A 19,197-nucleotide genomic window follows, 5' to 3' on the forward strand; every position below is an offset into this window, starting at 1 on the left:
GAGGAAAGAAAGAACGTGGATAATAAAAATGTAATACAGGTGAGCCATCTCACCAAGATGTATAAGCTTTATGACAAGCCCTCTGACCGCTTGAAAGAGGCACTTGGGCTTACTAAGAAGAAGCTCTATCGTGAGCATTACGCACTTCATGATGTGAATTTCGACATTCAGGAAGGCGAGTGTGTGGGAATTATCGGAACCAATGGTTCCGGTAAATCCACCATCTTAAAGATCATTACCGGCGTGCTGACTCCGACAGAAGGAGAGGTAAAGGTTAATGGCCGTATCTCCGCACTTCTGGAGCTGGGCGCAGGATTTAATATGGAATATTCCGGTCTTGAAAATGTATATCTTAACGGAACCATGATCGGATTTTCTAAGGAAGAGATTGATGCCAGACTTGATGATATCCTGGATTTTGCAGATATTGGAGATTTTATACACCAGCCTGTAAAAACATATTCCAGCGGTATGTTCGTGCGTCTGGCTTTTGCTGTTGCTATCAATATTGACCCGGAGATCCTTGTTGTTGACGAGGCACTGTCAGTAGGTGATGTATTTTTTCAGGCAAAATGCTATCATAAATTCGAAGAGTTCAAGAAACAGGGAAAGACCATACTGTTCGTAAGTCATGACCTGAGTAGTGTGTCAAAATACTGCGACAGGGTTATTCTTCTGAATAAAGGTGTGAAGATGGATGAAGGCTCTCCGAAGCAGATGGTAGATCTTTACAAGCAGCTTCTGGTAGGGCAGGATCCTGTAAAGCAGCAGGAAGAATCAGGAACTCCTTCAAAAGAGGAGAAGGGCGAAGGCAATTTTCAGGCCAACCCGAACATGCTGGAGTACGGAAACCGTATGGCTGAGATCATTGATTTCGAGGTGGTGGATGATAAGGGAGTCCGCTCCAATACCATTGAGAAAGGCAGCAGTTTCCGGATCTGCATGAAAGTCCGTTTCAACGAGGATATCCAGGAGCCCATTATGGCTTATACCTTTAAGAATATAAAAGGGACGGAGATCACAGGAACCAACACCATGTTTGAGAAAGTACAGGTAGAGAAATCAGGAAAAGGTGATGTGTGTACAGCTACTTTTACCCAGGAGATGAACCTCCAGGGCGGGGAGTATCTGCTTTCTTTCGGATGTACCGGCTATAAAGACGGTGATTTTACTGTGTTCCACAGACTCTATGATGCCTGCAACATCACAGTAGTTTCCGCGAAGAATACAGTGGGCTTTTATGATATGAATTCCAAAGTAGAAATACAGTGTGAGGATTAAGTATGGGAGAAAAAATCGGAAAGGTATTCCTGGATACCACGTATTATCCGGGTAAAGACTTATATAGTGACGGTGCTATTGAGGATGAGATGTTATCCATTGCCAGAGATTACGCACCGGAAGAATTTAACCGTGTGATCGCAGAAAAGGAGAGCTGGCCGATCCTGTATCATTTTTCCCATATCAGGGAGAATATCTTAAGCTGGGTTCCTTTTAAGGGAGACGAGAAAGTTCTGGAAGTGGGTGCAGGATGCGGTGCTGTCACAGGTGCGCTGTGCCGTAATGCAGGAGAGGTGACAAGTATTGATCTTTCCATGAAGCGCAGCCGTATCAATGCCTACCGCCACAGAAACCAGGAGAATCTTAAGATCCTGGTGGGAAATTTCCAGGAGATCGAGAAAAATCTCACAGAGAAATACGATTATATTACCCTGATCGGAGTGTTCGAGTACGGGGAGGCTTATATTCAGAGCGAAGATCCATATGTGGATTTTCTGAAGATCATTTCCAGACATCTGAAACCGGACGGAAGGATCATTCTTGCTATTGAGAACCGTCTGGGCCTGAAATACTGGGCCGGATGCACAGAGGATCATTTCGGAACTCTCTTCGAGGGGCTGGAAGGCTATCCAAGGACAAATGGTGTCAAGACTTTTACAAGAAAAGAATTTCGTCAGATCCTGAAACAGGCCGGGAACCTGAAGGCATCCTGGTACTATCCGTTTCCGGATTACAAGTTCCCGATGACTGTATATTCTGAGAAATATCTTCCGAAAAAAGGCGAGCTGAACCGGACAGAATATAATTTTGACCGCTTCCGGCTGCAGCTTTTCCAGGAATCACCGGTATATGATACACTTCTTGATAATGATCTGTATCAGGAATTTGCCAATTCTTTCCTGCTTATGATCGGTAAGGAACAGCCTGAGATGGAAACCATCTATGCCAAGTTTTCCAATGAGAGGGACAGGAAATTTGACATCCGCACAGAGATCGATCACACAGGAAACGGCAGCCGTGTCGTAAAGAAAGTTCCGGAAACAAAAGAGGCAGAAAGCCATGTAAATGGTCTGGAGAAAATCTGCGAAGAGCTTGGCAGACTTTATGCAGCTGCAGGAATCCGGGTAAATCGCTGCAAGGCACAGCCTGAAGCCGCAGAATTTGAATATCTTACAGGCATGACTCTGGAAGAAAGGCTGGATACTCTTCTGGAAGAAGGAAAAAACGACCAGGCAGAAGAACTGCTTTTTTCCTATATAAATAAAGTGAAACAGATTCATGAGAAGGAAGATTTTCAGAAAACAGAGGGATTCGTGAAAGTATTCGGCGATGCAGAGCTGCCGGAGAACCTGAAAGCTGCACCACTTTCCAACATTGATTTTGTTCCTGCAAATGTAATACTCGAAGGCGAAAAAGCTACTGTCATCGATTACGAGTGGACATTCTTTTTCCCGGTACCGTCCAATTTCCTTGTGTACCGCATGATCCACTATTATCTGGAAAGTGATGGAAAACGTGAAAATCTGAAGAGCCGAGGCTTCTATGAAAAAGCCTGCCTCACAGAGAAAGAATGCCAAGCTTATGCTGAGATGGAGAAGAATTTCCAGAAATACATGCTTGGCAGCCACAATGCCATGCTGAACCTCTATGAAAGGATTTCACCGGGCAAGGCGGATGCTGTGCAGTTTTATGAGGTGAAGAAACTGGAAGCTTCTCAGAGTTTGCAGGTATTTTGGGATGCAGGCAGAGACTTCAATGAAGCAGATTCCGGAAAATATCCGATAAAGAACAAAAAGGTCTATGCCAAAGTAATGCTTCCTGCTCACACCAGAAAGCTGAGACTTGATCCGGGTGAACTGAGAAGCGGCCTGCATATCCGCAGGATGAGCTGGTCAGACGGAACACCTGTGAAGTTTTTTACAGAAGGATGCAGCCTGGGTGGAGATACTTACTATTTCGGAGGTGAGGATCCTCAGATCATCATTGAGGAAATTCCGGAAAATGCAGAATTTATAGAGATCGATCTGGAATTTACAGATGAGAAAAAAGCAGGGCAGAAATTCTGGCAGAAATATCAGAACAAAGAGCGGAAGCTCCGTCAGATCTGCGCTGAGATTGATGGAAATGAAAAAATGCTTGAGGTTATGAAACACAGCCGTTTATGGCGTGCATACCGTAAATTCAAAAAAATATGACAGAGTGCTGCTGTTCACAAGAGGGATATGACTATGGCAAAAATACTTTGGAATGTTGATGAAAAAAAATACAATGACAGGAATGCTCATACGCTGATCCTGACCGGATGGGCTACAGAGCAGGGAAATCCCGCGCTTACTTTTTTCCTGCAGGGAGATGGAGAGGAGATTTCCATTTCGCAGCCGGTAAGGTTTGACAGAGCTGATGTTGCCAGAAGTCTGTCCGAACTTGGAGAAGTCTGGGATGCAGGATTCACCCTGAAGATTCCGGAGATCCTGACTCTGGCAGAGAAATATACAAGGCTGGAAGTATTTCTTTCTGATGGAAGTGAGAAAGAAGTGATCTTTTCCTCCACAGGGAAAGAACTGAAAGCTTTCTGCATGGACTGCATGATGGAATATCGTATTGATAAAGAGCAGATCCTGGGAAAAAATACACTTCTTGTAGAAGGATGGGTACTGGATCAGCAGGGATCCGATGAGATTTTTGTGGAAGACCGCGCAGGGAAACCGGTGAAATGCACCATAAACCGGGGAAGACGTCCGGATGTGGAAGAAGAGCGTGGAATTACAGCTTCCGGAAGCCGTGAGATCGGTTTTTCCATTCAGGTGGACCTGGAAGAAACCGGAAACAAGGAGCTCCTGGTCTGCTTTAAAGGACCGAAGACGCAGAAGAAATATCTGGTGGATGTCTGGAAACTGAAAAAAGAAAAATCCGTTTTTTACCAGAGGATGAACCTGTTTTCCATAGAGAATAAGGATGCAAACAGAGCCTATATTAAAGAAAAAGGCCTGAAAGAATTCCTGCGTTATGTGGCAACCCATCAGCCGGACAGTGTTTCCGTAGATTATGAGGAATGGCTGAAATCTCATGCAGCCGGCAGAAAAGAGCTTCTGAGACAGAAGAAGACTGTATTTAAAGAAAAACCTCTGATCAGTATTGTGATTCCTCTTTATAACACGCCCAAGGAATATCTGAAAGAGCTGATCGATTCTGTGAGAGCCCAGACTTACACAAACTGGCAGCTGTGTCTTGCAGACGGCAGTGAGGGTTCGGAAACACGAGCTTTTCTCAATAAAAAATACAGAAAAGAAAACCGCATTACTTATAAAAAGCTGAAAGAGAACAAGGGAATCTCAGAGAATACCAATGCAGCCATGAAGCTGGCAGCAGGAGAGTATATCCTGCTCTGTGATCATGATGATGTTCTTACACCGGACGCGCTGTTCCACATTGCGAAGGCCATTACAGAACAGAAGGCAGATGTGATCTACACAGACGAAGATAAAGTCAGCATGGATGGCAAACATTATTTTGAGCCGAATTTCAAGCCGGACTATAATTTGTTCCGTCTTCGCGAGAATAATTATATCTGTCATATTTTTACATTTAAGAGAAGTCTTCTGGAACAGACCGGTACGTTCCGGCCGGAGTATGATGGAGCACAGGATTTTGACCTGATCTTACGGTGCTGTGAGCAGGCAGAACGGATCGTTCATATCCCGCGAGTTCTGTACCACTGGAGAAGCCATATGAATTCCACGGCAGCTAACCCGGAGAGCAAGCGGTATGCTTTTGAGGCAGGGAAGCGTGCAGTGGAGGATCATTACAGGAGACTGGGAATTAAGGCAGAGGTGGAGATGACAGACCGTCCGGGCTGGTACAGAAGCCATGTAGCCATTGACGGTGAGCCTATGATCTCCATTATCATTCCCAACAAGGATCATATCGATGATCTGGATCTCTGCATAACTTCCATTGAGGAGAAGTCTACCTGGAAGAATTATGAGATCCTTGTGGTTGAGAATAACAGCGAGCAGAAAGATACCTTCGTATATTATGAGGAACTGCAGAGAAGATACGACAATGTGAGAGTACTAACCTGGAAAAAAGAATTTAACTATTCTGCCATCAACAATTTTGCTGTAAGGGAATCCAGAGGTGAGTACCTTCTGTTCCTGAACAATGATGTGGAGATCATCACCCCGTCCTGGATGGAGGAGATGCTTCAAATCTGCCAGCAGAAGGGCGTGGGAATGGTTGGTGCAAAGCTGTACTATCCGGATGATACCATCCAGCATGCAGGTGTTGTGCTGGGACTTGGCGGAATTGCCGGACATATCATGTGCAAGGCTAACCGGGATGAGATCGGATATATGGGACGCTTGGTTTCCGTGCAGGAGATCAGTGCTGTAACAGCGGCCTGCATGATGATGAAAGCATCTGTATTTTGCGATGTAGGCGGTTTTGACGAGGAGCTTCGTGTGGCATTTAACGATATCGATCTGTGCATGCAGGTTCGTAGTATGGGAGAAAAGATCGTATTTACTCCTTATGCAGAGCTTTATCATTATGAATCCAAGTCAAGAGGACTGGAGGATACACCGGAGAAACAGCTGCGTTTCGGAAAAGAAGTGAAATGCTTTAAGCGCAAATGGGGAAGAGACCTGCTGAAAGGCGATCCGTATTACAGTCCGAATCTGTCCCTGAAAGAAGGGGACTGTTCTCTGCGAAAAGAAGAAAGAAATGGGGAGTATCATGCCTGAGGAAATATTTGAAGTAACAAGAGAAAGATTTCATCTGCTGGACAGAAATAAATATATTGTACAGGGAAGCTGGCCGAAAGAAGCGAAAGTGGAAGTCTGCCTGGACAGTCAGAAGCTCCCGGTGAAAGTGGAGAAGCTTGAGATCGTAAGTGCCATGGAGCGTTTTAAAGATCCGGATCTTATGCGCGGTGAGCAGATCACCATGACGATAGAGATGCCGGATCAGCTGGATGAGTACCGTAAGCTGGTGATCTATGCAGCATCTGAAGGGAAGCGAACCGTGTGGTTTTCCATCACAGCTGCAGAGCTTGAAAAAAAGCGGGACAAGCCACAGGTGTATTTTGAGGAAGAAAAAGTACAGCAGGGAATGGTGCGCTTAAGAGGCTGGGCTATCGCAAAAAGTCCTGTGACCATCCGCATTTATGACGAGAATAAAGAACAGCTGGCAGCAGACATCCAGAGAACAGACCGTGTGGATGTAGATCAGCTTTACGATGAGATCGAGCATCCGGAGAAAACAGGATTTTTCACGGAGGTGACAGGTGTTTCCGGTAAATGTCTCTATGTGGTATTCTACGCAGGAGACAGAAAAACAGTAAAAGTTGTTCCACTTCGAAAACTCGATATTCTTGCAAAAAAAGCTGATAAGTATGTAAAAAAAGGAATCCGTTACTGGAAATCCCAGGGAGGTGCAGCTCTTGCCGGAAAAGTGGTATCCAAGATCCGCACAGTTTCCACAAGAGAGATCCCATATCAGAAGTGGATCACCCGCCATCTTCCGGGCAAGGCAGAACTGGAGAAGCAGAGAAGAACAAAATTCAGCTACAGCCCGAAGATATCCATTGTTGTACCGCTGTACAAAACACCGGAGAAATATCTGCGCAGGCTGGTGGAGTCCATTCAGCAGCAGACATATACCAACTGGGAGCTGTGTCTTTCTGACGGAAGCGGGGATAATTCTCCGATCGCAGGAATCCTGAAAGAAATTTCTGCCAAAGATAAACGGATCAAAGTGATCTCCCACGACTGTGCACTGCAGATCTCCGAGAATACAAATAGTGCCATAGAAGCAGCGACCGGGGATTTTATTGCATTTGCAGACCATGACGATGAGCTGACACCTCATGCACTGTTTGAATGTGTGAAGGCTCTCAACGAGAAGCCGGAGACACTGGTGATCTATTCTGACGAAGATAAAATGTCCATGGACGGACACAAATTCTTCCAGCCGCATTTTAAACCGGATTACAATCCGGATCTTCTTTGCACAGTAAACTATATCTGCCATCTTTTTGTGGTATCCCGCAAGGTAGTTGATAAAGTTGGAATGCTGCGCAAAGAGTTCGACGGAGCCCAGGATTATGATTTTGTTTTTCGCTGTGTGGAAGCTGTGAAGGATGAAGAAATCTATCATGTGCCCAAGATTTTGTACCACTGGAGATGCCACGAGGATTCCACAGCTGAGAATCCGGAGAGCAAGACCTATGCTTTTGACGCAGGACGAAGAGCTGTGCAGGAGCATTACAACAGAATCGGCGTGAATGCAGAGGTTCTGGACGGAGAGTTCCTTGGCCTTTACAGAACGAAATTTGTGCGGGACTATGATCCGCTGATTTCCATTATCATTCCCAACAAAGATCACATTGATGATCTGAAACGCTGTATGGATTCCATTGACCGGAAATCTGCTTACAAAAATTACGAGTATGTAATTGTGGAAAATAACAGTACAGATCCTGCCACCTTTGAATATTATAAGAAGCTCGAGAAGGAAAATGAAAGAGCCCATGTAGTTTACTGGGATGGAGTATTCAACTATTCTGCCATCAACAACTATGGAGCTTCTTTTGCAAAAGGAGAGTATCTCCTGCTCCTCAATAACGATACGGAGATTATCAATCCGGACTGTCTGGAAGAGCTTCTTGGGTACTGCATGCGCAGCGATGTAGGTGCAGTAGGAGCCAGACTGTATTATGAGGATGACACGATCCAGCATGCAGGTGTTGTGATCGGCTTTGGCGGAATTGCAGGGCATTGCTTTGTGATGCAGCCAAGAGGAACGACAGGATACTGCCACCGTATTATCTGTGCCCAGGATTACAGTGCTGTCACAGCAGCCTGCATGATGGTGAAGCGCAGTGCCTTTGAGAAGGTGGGTGGACTTTCTGAGGATCTTGCAGTTGCATTTAATGATATTGATTTCTGCATGAAGCTGAGAAAAGCAGGATACCTGATCGTGTACAATCCGTATGCAGAGCTTTATCACTATGAATCCAAATCAAGAGGTCTGGAGGATACACCGGAGAAGGTGGCACGTTTCAACCGTGAGATCTCCATCTTTGAGAAAAAATGGCCGGATATCCTGAAAAACGGTGATCCCTATTACAACCCGAATCTGACACTGAAAAGCCAGGACTTTTCTCTGAAGCGGATCTAGGAGGACAGGGCTCATGAAAAAATATATAACAAAAGAATCAAAGACAAGGCTGCTGCTTCTGGCAGCTTTGTTTTTCAGTTGCCTGTTTATTTTCCGTCAGTATCTGTTTGGTGATTCAGTGCTGGTTTTTGACGATGTTGGAGGGGATACCTGGCAGCAGTACACAATGTACTATGCTGATATCGTGAACCATCTCCGTGACGGGAATTTTTCATTCTGGGATTTTACCAATGGAATCGGAACGAATCTTTTTACCATGCTGCAGGCGGATCTGTCTCTGATCCTGATCTGTCTGATAGGAGTAGTTTTAGGACCTGCACATATGCTGTATTATCTGGTTGTTCTGCAGATATTGAAGATCATGGCTGCAGGCTGGATTTTCTACTGGTTCCTCTCAGAGTTTAAGTACAGCAGACAGTCCAGATTTTTGGCCTCTTTTGTCTATGGACTGAACGGATATCTCCTTGTGTGGGGGCAGCATTACCAGTTCGGTATGGTGGTGGTCTATCTGCCCTTGATCCTTCTTTTTGAGGAGAAATTTATCCGCAGGGAAAAAGGATGTGCACTTTTTCCGGTGACAGTGTTCTTAAGCGGGATATACAGTGTCTATCTTTCCTATATGACGCTGATCGGTGCCGGCTTCTACCTGATCTTCCGGCTTGTGATGGCTGCAGAAGATTTTAAGACAGGATTACGCAGGTTTTTCAGCGGCTGTGCCCAGATGGTTCTGGGAATCGGAATGAGTCTTGGAGTATTTCTTCCAATGGCTGCGAATATTATGAATTCGTCCAGAGTTGCACCGGCCAGAGGCGGGCTTTGGGAATTTCTGAAGAAATGTTTTTATCCGTATAAAAAAATATCCTATTATGAGTCACTTCTAATCCGGCCGTTTTCAACGAATTTGCAGAACCTGCAGACTATGGGAAATTCCAGGTATACAGGATATAAGAATTATTATGAGGCACCGGTGCTGTTCTGTTCTACGCTTGCGGTGATCTTTCTTATTCAGTTTCTGCTCCTGTTCTGGAGAAGTGATGCGAAGAGACGGGTAAAAGCTGCAGTTTATACAGCGGCAGTCCTGATTCTGGCCTGCCTGATCTTTCCAGGTGGAGGAATCGTGTTCAATGCGTTTACAACACCGGCCACCAACCGCTATACATACATTCTGATCGCAGTTTTTCTTATGGTATTTGCGTGGATGTGGGATTATCTTAAAGCTGAGGGAAAGATCAGTATTGTCGGACTTGTGATCACGGAGGTGTTGATGATCCGTGCGTACATGGCGGGATATGAGGACAGTATTTTCAGGGAATACAGGATAAATGCAGTGCTTCTTGCAGTGACCGGAAGTGTGATGGTACTCTGCGTTCTGACTCTGGGATTCTGCCGGAAACAGTCTGTACGCAGAGCGATAACCGGATGTCTGATCCTGATGCTGGGAATAAATGTGATCTCAGAAGGCGGGATCACCTACACAGACAGGATCTGCCTGAAAAAAACAGATACACCGGAAGAACAGATGGATGCCCAGACTGTGGCATTTAATGAGCGGCAGCAGGCTGAGGATGAGGAAACGGCAGCTGGGGCCATGTTTGCCAGGCCTCAGGCTTATTACAGAGAGCTTTACAGTCAGGATGTGCAGGATACGCTGGCTTATTTAAAAGAGACAGATCCGGAATTCTACAGAGTTGAGAAGGATTATTCGGCAGGAACGATTTCCATGGACTCCCTTGCGCAGAATTACAGAGGAATCAGTACCTATAACTCTGTTATGAACGGAAATATAAAAGAATTTGTAAAGACCTGTTATCCGGAATTCTGTTATCTGGACAGGAACCGTTACACATTCTGGCAGATGGCAGATGACAATGTGTTCGGAGCTTTTATGGGAGTTCGTTACCTTATGTCAAAGAATCCGGAACTGGACAGCAGTAAATATGAGCTGATCAGCCGGTTTGGGAAAATTTGTCTCTACCGTAATAAAGAGGAAGGCAGTGTTGCCAGATTTTATGAGAATACGATCTCAGAAGAAAGCCTGAAGAAGCTTTGCCAGAAGGATGTAAGAGAGAAAAACAGGGAGACTCTTCTTGAGAATGCCATAGCTGTGGAAGGTGGAAAAGAGATAGGGGATATCAGTGAGCTTGATGCTGTATCAGAAGCGCAGGAGAATTCAGAGGTAACACTGAATGCGCCGGAAAAAGATTCTCACGTGACAGGAACCGTGGATGCAAAGGCCGATGGATATGTAATGTGCATGATTCCTTACGAAAAGGGCTGGACTGTAACTGTTGACGGTGAGGAGACTGAAATCCTTAAAGGTGATATCGGATTCCTTGCATTTAAAGTTGCAGAAGGGGAGCATCAGATCGAGCTTACCTACCAGGTTCCGGGACTGAGATCCGGAATGATAGCAGGCGGCGTGTGCTGGATTGTGTATCTTGGGCTTGTGGCTTTTACAGGATACGGGAGAAAGAGAAAAACTGCTGTCAGATAGGATGCAGAAGAAGGGCTGAAGATTTTTAAAATATAAAAAGGGGGATGTAAAAAACTCGATTGAGTTTTTCGCATCCCCTTTTTATATTTTGTAGAGTGGCCGCCAATTCAATCAGGATTTAATAACCTTGATCATTTTCAGGAGAAGAAGTACAAGGAGAAGAACGCCGACTCCGCCGATGATAAAATAAGGAACCGGGGAAGCGTTCTGAGAAACTCTGGCTGCTTCCATATTCGTATCGTTCTCCTGGCTATCTGCCGTTGCGGAATCTTCAACAGTGTTTTCGATGACTGCAGTTCCAACCTGTGTGCCGCCAAAAGAATAGGTACGGCTGATCTGTCCGTCTGATTCTGTATCTTCTGTGGTGAGATCATCAGATGTTGCACCGGAAGGAATCATCACCTGTCCGCCGGAAAGAATATGAAAATCTTCCTGGCCCAGATCCAGAAGCTGGAAGTTGCCAAAACCATAATCCATAAGCGTGGTGGCTTCGTTGGCAGTCTGTCCGGTGGCTCCGTTCATAACAACACAGATAAGAGTTGTGCTGTTTCGCTCTGCTGCTGTGACAAGAACGCTTCCGGAAGCTGTTGTTGTACTCTCACGGCCGCCGATACATCCGCTGTAATAAGCAGATGCAGTCTGGTTGGTCAGGGAAAAACTGCTGGTAAGGTTGCGGGCTCCTCCGGAAACATTGGTAGCAGGTATTGTATAAGAGGTCGCACTTGCGATATCACGGAAACCGTCAGTATTAATAGCTGCCTGCATGATCAGTGCAAGATCATGAGCAGTAGTATGCTGGTTATCATCCGGAAGACCGGTCGGATTGGTAAATACCGTGTTGGTACAGCCCAGTTCCTGTGCACGGGAGTTCATCTTCTCCACAAATGCTTCTACAGATCCTCCGATCTGTTCTGCGATCTGAAGTGCGATATCATTGGCAGAGGCCAGCATAATAGCATACAGGCACTGCTCCATGGTAAAAACTTCTCCAAGCTGTGAGGAGATATGTGCACCTCCGTCTGTAACACCGGAAACACCAGTTTCTGTCATTGTCACCTGGTCAGTAAGCTGACTGTTTTCAAGAGCCAGAAGACAGGTCATAATTTTCACTGCACCTGCAGGAGAAAGTGACTGATCCATATCTTTTGCGTAGAGGATGGTATTGGTGGTATCTTCCATAACTACAGCGGCTGCGGATGTGATATCCGGGCCCTGAGGCCACCCGCTTATGGAATTGGTTGTGATCGTGGATGCTGCGGCAGCAGTGACTGCTGTATCTTCGGCAGCATATACAGGTGTCTGGAATATCATGGAAGCAGAAATTCCAAATGCCAGAAGAGCTGCGGTTAATCTTGATTTTTTCATAATGTATGGTACTCCTGTTTAGGTATGATAAAGGTTGCTGTTCACTCTGTGACCAGCAATCATATTCTAAGCAAGTATAACACATTTTCTCTCTTTCTTGCAAAAAAAATGCTACAATGTTAAAATACATCTATCAAATTGAGTAATACGGAGAAAATATATGAGTAAAGATGATTCCACAGGAAAAATTCAATGGGACAGACTTGTAAAAAAGCTTTCACCCTATACAGTACAGAAAGGGCTGAGATATCTGAAGCATTACGGCCTGAAAGAGTTCTGGATCCGTCTTCATGAGAGATTCGAACCCGAGGAAGTTCCATACGGACCGTGGTATGAAGCATATCAGCCAACAGAGGAAGCCCTGGAAAAACAGCGCAGACATAAATTTAAGGACGGCCCGCTTATCAGCATTGTAGTGCCGGCGTATCTGACACCGGAGCGCTTTTTAAGACAGATGTTGGATTCACTTCTTGCACAGACCTATGAGAACTGGGAACTGTGTCTGGCCAACGGAAGCCCGGAAGATAAAGATATGGAAACTGTGCTGAGATCCTATGCAGAGATGGACAGCCGCATCAGGTATCAGGATCTGAAGGAGAATCTTGGCATTGCTGAGAATACCAACGCAGCTTTTGCTATGGCGAAGGGGGATTTCGTGGGACTTCTGGATCACGATGACCTGCTTGCACCAAATGCACTCTATGAGATCGTATCAGCCCTGGAGAAACATCCGGAAGCAGACATTGTGTACACAGATGAGGATAAGGTGACAACAGATCTTACCGAACATTTCCAGCCTCATCTGAAACCGGATTTCAACCTGGATCTTCTTAGATCCAACAATTATATCTGTCATTTTCTGGTGGTAAGACGAAATGTAGTTGAGAAGGCCGGTGGATTCCGCAGGGAATTTGACGGAGCCCAGGATTATGATTTTATCTTCCGCTGTGTGGAACAGGCAAGAGAAGTGATCCATGTGCCGGAAATCCTGTATCACTGGCGTACCCATAAATCTTCCACAGCAGATAACCCGGCAAGTAAGATGTATGCATTCGAAGCAGGAAGACGAGCCATTGAGGGTAATCTTGACAGAACAGGGACGAAGGGAACTGTGGAGCACACTCCGGATTTTGGATTTTACCGCGTGAAATATCCGGTGCAGGGCGAACCACTGGTGTCCATTATCATCCCGAACCGTGAGGAGAAAGAAACACTTAAGGAATGTGTGGAATCCATCTTTTCAAAAACTTCCTATAAGAATTACGAGATCATCATCGTGGAGAACAACAGCAGCTCCGATGAGATCTTCAATTACTACAGACAGCTTTCCAGAGATCCAAAGGTTCATCTGATCCGCTGGAAAAAAGAATTTAACTATTCAGCTATCAATAACTTCGGTGTCCGTAATGCAAAAGGTGATTATCTTCTTTTTTTGAATAATGACGTGAAGATCATTGATCCGGACTGGCTTACAGAAATGCTCGGCGTATGCCAGCGTAAGGAAGTGGGAGCAGTTGGTGCGAAGCTGATTTACCCGGACAATACCATCCAGCATGCAGGCTGTGTTGTTGGTATGGGCGGGATTGCCGGAAATATGTTTGTAAACATGCCGGCAGAGAGAACAGGATATCTTCATAAGGCATCGATCCTGCAGGATATGAGCTGTGTGACAGCTGCATGCATGATGATGAAGAAATCCGTTTTCCTGGAGGCAGGTGGTTTTACCGAGGAACTTGCAGTTGCATTTAATGACGTGGATCTCTGTCTGAAAGTGAGAAGCCACGGCCATCTGATCGTTTACGATCCATATGTGAAACTGTACCATTACGAGTCGAAATCAAGAGGTACGGAAGACAGCGATGAGAAAGTCCGTCGTTTTCAGACGGAGATCGAGTATATGCGCTGTCACTGGCTGGATATCCTCAGGAATGGAGATCCTTACTACAACAAAAATCTTTCCCTTACAAAATGGAATTATTCCCTGAAACCACTTCCGGGAATGGGAAAGAAGAAGGGATGAATCAATGCAGGAAGTTTCGGTAGTTATACCTAATTTTAATGGTATGGCATATCTGGACGGTGTTCTTTCCAGCCTGGAAAGACAGACGATCAGTAATTTTGAAGTAATACTGGTAGATAACGGATCTACAGACGGAAGCTGTGCTTTTGTGGCAGCGGAATATCCCTGGGTGCATATGATCCAGCTTCCGGAGAACTATGGTTTCAGCAGGGCAGTTAATGAAGGGATCCATGCAGCGAGATCTCCTTATGTACTGCTTCTGAACAACGATACAGAGGCGGAAACCGATTTCATTGAGGAGATGGTGGCGGCTCTTCGAAGACACAGGAAGGCTTTTTCCTGCCAGGCAAAAATGATCCAGCTTCATGACAGAGATAAGATGGATGATGCAGGCAATTATTACTGCGCACTTGGCTGGGCCTATGCCAGAGGAAAAGGTAAGGATATCAGCAATTATGATAAAGAACAGAAGATTTTTTCCACCTGTGCAGGTGCTGCAATATACAGAAAGAAGTATATTGACAGGATCGGCGATTTTGATGAGGAGCATTTTGCATATCTGGAAGATCTGGATATCGGATACCGGGCACGTATCCACGGATATGAGAACTGGTATGCACCAAAAGCAAAAGTTTATCATGTAGGAAGCGGAACAAGCGGTTCCAGATATAACCAGTTCAAGATACGCTATTCCTCCAGAAATAATATTTACCTGATATACAAGAACATGCCGTTCCTTCAGATCATACTGAATCTGCCGTTTTTCATTGTGGGATTCGGGGCAAAAATCCTGTTTTTTACTTCAAAGGGATTCGGCCGTGAGTACCTGGCAGGCATCAAGAACGGCTTTCAGATCAGCCGGAAAAACAAAAAAGTAAGGTTTTCCATGAGGAATCTGCCTCGCTATATCGGGCTCCAGTTTGAACTCTGGATCAACATTTTTAGGCGTTTTGCCGGTTAAAACACCATATTTTTACAGAATTTTTATATTTCACAGGGAAGATTTTGTTGCTTTTGGGTTTCATCTATTATAAGATAAAGGCAATGAACTTAAATGAGGTGGCGGAAATTGATTAAAGATAACCAGAAAAATTTCAGTCGTCTCCATATGCTGATCGATGTATTTGTGGTCGCGGCCTCCTATGCACTGGCATGGCTGATTCGTTTCCAGGGAATTTTTGAGCATTCCGCGGTACAGTCCAAAACTGTTCAGGAATATATGTTTATGCTGATATTCATTATTCCGGGCTATCTGCTTCTGTATCAGGCTTTTGACCTTTATACACCGATGCGGATGCAGGGGCGTCGTCTCGTGCTCGCCGGAATTGTGAAGGCGAATGCGTTAGGGCTCCTTATTATCATGTTTGCGCTTTATAATTTTAAAGAGCTGGATTATTCCCGTCTTACACTGGTTTCTTTCTGCTTTATCAACATTGTCCTTGAGTGGGGCGTGCGTATGTTTATTTTTTATATTCTGAGAGACATGCGAAAGAAAGGAATGAACCAGAAACAGGTGCTGCTGGTTGGATACAGCCGTGCTGCTGAGGAATATGTAGACAGGATCCTGCAGAATCCGCAATGGGGATACGTGATCAGGGGAATACTGGATGATAATGTACCGGCAGGTACGACCTACAAGGGAATCAAGGTGATCGGAAGGATTGCCAACCTTATGATTATCCTCCCGTCCAGTCGGCTGGATGAGATAGCTATTACCCTGGGATTAAGTGAGTATTATCGTCTGGAAGAGATCGTTAGCTTATGCGAAAAGTCAGGAGTGCATACGAAATTTATTCCGGATTATAATAATATTATTCCGACCAAACCATATACAGAAGACATTCTCGGGCTTCCGGTGATCAATATCCGGTATGTGCCCTTAAGCAACACGTTTAATGCAATGATCAAGAGGGCGATGGATATTGTAGGCGCGATCGTGGCTATTATCGTTTCGTCTCCGGTTATGCTGATCCTGTGCATTCTGATCAAGCTGACCTCACCGGGACCGCTGATCTACAAACAGGAACGTGTAGGGCTTCATAATCAGACTTTCAGGATGTACAAGTTCCGTTCTATGGAGATCCAGAAGGAATCTGAAGAGAAGAAAGCATGGACTGTCAAGAACGATCCAAGAGTTACAGGAATCGGCAAGCTGATGCGGCATACCAGTCTTGATGAGCTTCCGCAGCTTTTTAATATCCTGAAAGGCGAGATGAGCCTTGTAGGACCGAGACCGGAGAGACCGTTTTTTGTAGAGAAGTTTCGGGAGGAAATACCGCGATATATGGTCAAGCATCAGGTTCGTCCGGGACTTACCGGATGGGCACAGGTCAATGGTTACCGCGGAGATACTTCTATAAGAAAGAGGATAGAATGTGATCTTTATTACATTGAGAACTGGTCAGTAGGATTTGATATAAAGATCATGTTTCTTACCATATTCAAGGGCTTTATCAACAAGAATGCATACTAAAAAGGGGAAAAGAAAAAGATGTCAAAACCTCGGAAAAAGAGCAAAAAAGTTCTGTTCGTCCTGGAAATAATCGTACTGCTTCTGTTTATCGGAGGATTGTACGTATATGGACAGATCTCAGCCAAGCTGGATAAGATCGATATTAAGGAGACAGATCTTGCAGAGCAGGATATCGTAACCAATGATCAGGCACCGCAGATGACAGGATATACCACATATGCACTGTTCGGTCTGGATCACAGAAGCAAGAATGAGAAGCTGAACACAGAGAACAGTGATACCATCATCATTGCAAGCATCAATAATGACACGAAGGCTGTCAAGCTGGTGTCCGTTTACCGAGATACTCTTCTCAATGTAAAAGATGATACCTACTCCAAGGCCAACGCTGCATATGCACTGGGCGGACCTACACAGGCAGTTTCCATGCTGAATACCAACCTTGACCTGAATATCACAGATTATGTAGCCATTGATTTCGATGCACTTGTAACTGTGGTAGACTGTCTTGGAGGGCTGGATATCCCACTTTCCTATGCGGAGATCGTCCACATGAACAATTACTGTGTGGAAACTTCCGAGGAGACAGGCAAGAGCTATACACCTGTGGAACTTCCGGATCCGAAACCGGAAGATGAGGAAGCGACTGTGGGCACTTATCACCTGAATGGCGTACAGGCTACCTCCTACTGCCGTATACGTTATACTGCAAGTCTGGATATGGGACGTACTGAGAGACAGAGAAGAGTGATCCAGATGATCGTGGACAAGGCAAAGAAAGCAGGTCTTTCAACTATCTTTGATATTATGGATCAGGTATTCCCGATGGTCACAACTTCTGTTTCCAAGACTGAGATCCTGAAGATGATCCCGACAGTGATCGGCTACAGCATTGATGAGACTACCGGATTCCCGTTAGACTATAAATTTGCAACAGTTAAGGGAAGTGTTATCGTACCGGCCACTCTGGAATCTAATGTGTTGAAAGTGCATCAGTTCCTGTATGGAAATACTAATTATTCACCAACACAGGATGTTCTGAATAAGAGTGCACAGATCATAAATATTGCCGGCGGTGGTGATGCGGTACAGGATACTGCACCTGCGGTAACAGATATTCCAAATGATACTACAGATGATTCCTATTCCTGGCAGGGAGATACTTCTGTGGATTATTCATCCGGTACTGATACGGATTATAGTAATGATATCGATTATTCCGGCGGTACAGACTACAGCGGTGGTACAGATTACAGTGCCGATGATTCTGATGATGGATATGACACGGATTATTCCAACAATGGCGCAGATGAGGACTATTCCGGAGAAAATGATTATGCCGTTGATGAGGAGAGCCTCACAGACGGCGAATAAACTAAATAAATAATCAATAAGCAGAGAGGACCATCCAGCATCGGGTGGTCCTTTCTGGATAGGAGAAAAATATGAGTACAGTTAAAATCGATGTGATTATTCCGGCTTACCGTCCGGGAGAAGAATTCGAAAAGCTTCTGGAACGTCTCAGTGCACAGAAATATCCTATTAACAGGATCATTGTTATGAATACGGAGAAAAAGTTCTGGAAAAAACAGTGGGAGATCGATTATCCGCTGGTAGAGGTTCATCATCTTATGAAAGAGGAATTCGATCATGGAGCAACCAGGAGAAAGGCAGCAGAGCTTTCAGATGCAGAAATCCTTGTGTTTATGACTCAGGATGCACTTCCGGCTGACCGTGAACTGATCGGGAATCTGGTATCAGCCATTGTGGATCATGAGAATGCAGGTGCTGCTTATGCAAGACAGCTTCCAAAAGAGGACTGCCGCTTCCTGGAAAAATATACCCGTTCCTTTAATTATCCGGCTCAGTCCTGCATAAAAACAGAAAAAGACGTACAGACCAGGGGAATCAAAACTTATTTCTGTTCTAATGTATGTGCAGCTTATGACCACAGGATCTATGACGAATTGGGTGGCTTCCCGGAGAGAGCTATTTTTAACGAAGATATGATCTATGCGGGGTGGATGGTAAAAAAAGGCTATGCGGTTGTCTATGCAGCAGATGCAAAAGTATATCATTCCCACAACTATTCCTGCGCGCAGCAGTTCCACAGGAATTTTGATCTGGGCGTTTCCCAGGCAGAGCATCCGGAGGTTTTTGAAGGTGTTCCATCTGAGGGAGAAGGAATCCGTCTGGTAAAAAAAAGCATGGCTTATCTTGTACGTACAGGCCACATCTGGCTGATCCCGGGCCTGTTTTTTCAGAGTGCTTCCAAATACGCAGGATATTTTCTGGGAAAAAGATATCAGAAGCTTCCGGAGAAGCTGATTCTGTCCTGTACCATGAGTCCATATTACTGGAAAAAACACCGGTAATGGCAGAGAT

The 19,197-nt window shown here is 45.1% G+C and carries 11 protein-coding genes; 10 read left to right on the plus strand and 1 reads right to left on the minus strand.

The window, feature by feature from the left end:
* Window positions 1-15 precede the first annotated feature (15 nt).
* Genes HFM85_RS13015 through HFM85_RS13035 form a run of 5 tightly spaced genes read left to right on the plus strand, consistent with a single transcriptional unit; the run spans window position 16 to window position 10,954 of the window.
* Window positions 16-1,281, plus strand: a complete 1,266-nt coding sequence (locus HFM85_RS13015; RefSeq protein WP_330594904.1) for an ABC transporter ATP-binding protein — start codon at window positions 16-18, stop codon at window positions 1,279-1,281.
* Window positions 1,282-1,283: 2 nt separating this feature from the next.
* Window positions 1,284-3,476: a methyltransferase gene (locus tag HFM85_RS13020; protein ID WP_173738572.1), complete on the plus strand. Its 2,193-nt coding sequence runs from the start codon at window positions 1,284-1,286 to the stop codon at window positions 3,474-3,476.
* A 33-nt stretch (window positions 3,477-3,509) separates the two neighbouring features.
* The gene (locus tag HFM85_RS13025) at window positions 3,510-6,023 is read left to right on the plus strand and encodes a glycosyltransferase family 2 protein (RefSeq protein WP_173738573.1); all 2,514 of its coding nucleotides are present in this window, start codon (window positions 3,510-3,512) and stop codon (window positions 6,021-6,023) included.
* Entirely contained in the window at window positions 6,016-8,460 is a 2,445-nt protein-coding gene (locus tag HFM85_RS13030; protein ID WP_173738574.1) for a glycosyltransferase family 2 protein, read from the plus strand. Before HFM85_RS13025 ends, HFM85_RS13030 begins: the two co-directional genes overlap by 8 nt.
* A gap of 13 nt (window positions 8,461-8,473) precedes the next feature.
* Window positions 8,474-10,954, plus strand: coding sequence for a YfhO family protein (locus tag HFM85_RS13035; protein ID WP_173738575.1), 2,481 nt, complete (start codon window positions 8,474-8,476; stop codon window positions 10,952-10,954).
* Between the two features lie 111 nt (window positions 10,955-11,065).
* On the opposite strand, the gene HFM85_RS13040 is transcribed toward HFM85_RS13035, so the two are convergent.
* Window positions 11,066-12,319, minus strand: a complete 1,254-nt coding sequence (locus tag HFM85_RS13040; protein WP_173738576.1) for a D-alanyl-D-alanine carboxypeptidase family protein — start codon at window positions 12,317-12,319, stop codon at window positions 11,066-11,068.
* A gap of 160 nt (window positions 12,320-12,479) precedes the next feature.
* Here HFM85_RS13040 and HFM85_RS13045 point away from each other — a divergent pair, with 160 nt between their 5' ends.
* The 5 genes from HFM85_RS13045 to HFM85_RS13065 all read left to right on the plus strand — a co-directional run bounded on the left by HFM85_RS13045 (window position 12,480) and on the right by HFM85_RS13065 (window position 19,187).
* On the plus strand, window positions 12,480-14,339 hold the full coding sequence (locus HFM85_RS13045; protein WP_173738577.1) for a glycosyltransferase family 2 protein: 1,860 nt from the start codon (window positions 12,480-12,482) through the stop codon (window positions 14,337-14,339).
* Window positions 14,340-14,343: 4 nt separating this feature from the next.
* Complete coding sequence (locus HFM85_RS13050; protein WP_173738578.1) at window positions 14,344-15,300, plus strand: glycosyltransferase family 2 protein; 957 nt, start codon at window positions 14,344-14,346, stop codon at window positions 15,298-15,300.
* Window positions 15,301-15,408: 108 nt separating this feature from the next.
* The gene (locus HFM85_RS13055; RefSeq protein ID WP_173738579.1) at window positions 15,409-16,812 is read left to right on the plus strand and encodes an undecaprenyl-phosphate glucose phosphotransferase; all 1,404 of its coding nucleotides are present in this window, start codon (window positions 15,409-15,411) and stop codon (window positions 16,810-16,812) included.
* 18 nt (window positions 16,813-16,830) lie between these two features.
* Window positions 16,831-18,186: an LCP family protein gene (locus HFM85_RS13060; protein ID WP_173738580.1), complete on the plus strand. Its 1,356-nt coding sequence runs from the start codon at window positions 16,831-16,833 to the stop codon at window positions 18,184-18,186.
* Window positions 18,187-18,257: 71 nt separating this feature from the next.
* Window positions 18,258-19,187 carry a glycosyltransferase family 2 protein gene (locus tag HFM85_RS13065; RefSeq protein ID WP_173738581.1) on the plus strand — a complete coding sequence of 310 codons (930 nt, stop codon included), beginning with the start codon at window positions 18,258-18,260 and terminating at the stop codon, window positions 19,185-19,187.
* Window positions 19,188-19,197: the final 10 nt, after the last annotated feature.

Source organism: Blautia schinkii, assembly GCF_013304825.1.
Classification (GTDB): domain Bacteria; phylum Bacillota; class Clostridia; order Lachnospirales; family Lachnospiraceae; genus Blautia_A; species Blautia_A schinkii_B.

Coding starts and splice junctions, on each gene's coding strand:
- HFM85_RS13035 (WP_173738575.1), top strand. CDS start 8,474: ATGAAAAAATATATAACAAAAGAATCAAAGACAAGGCTGCTGCTTCTG.
- HFM85_RS13065 (WP_173738581.1), top strand. CDS start 18,258: ATGAGTACAGTTAAAATCGATGTGATTATTCCGGCTTACCGTCCGGGA.
- HFM85_RS13020 (WP_173738572.1), top strand. CDS start 1,284: ATGGGAGAAAAAATCGGAAAGGTATTCCTGGATACCACGTATTATCCG.
- HFM85_RS13045 (WP_173738577.1), top strand. CDS start 12,480: ATGAGTAAAGATGATTCCACAGGAAAAATTCAATGGGACAGACTTGTA.
- HFM85_RS13030 (WP_173738574.1), top strand. CDS start 6,016: ATGCCTGAGGAAATATTTGAAGTAACAAGAGAAAGATTTCATCTGCTG.
- HFM85_RS13060 (WP_173738580.1), top strand. CDS start 16,831: ATGTCAAAACCTCGGAAAAAGAGCAAAAAAGTTCTGTTCGTCCTGGAA.
- HFM85_RS13025 (WP_173738573.1), top strand. CDS start 3,510: ATGGCAAAAATACTTTGGAATGTTGATGAAAAAAAATACAATGACAGG.
- HFM85_RS13050 (WP_173738578.1), top strand. CDS start 14,344: ATGCAGGAAGTTTCGGTAGTTATACCTAATTTTAATGGTATGGCATAT.
- HFM85_RS13040 (WP_173738576.1), bottom strand. CDS start 12,319: ATGAAAAAATCAAGATTAACCGCAGCTCTTCTGGCATTTGGAATTTCT.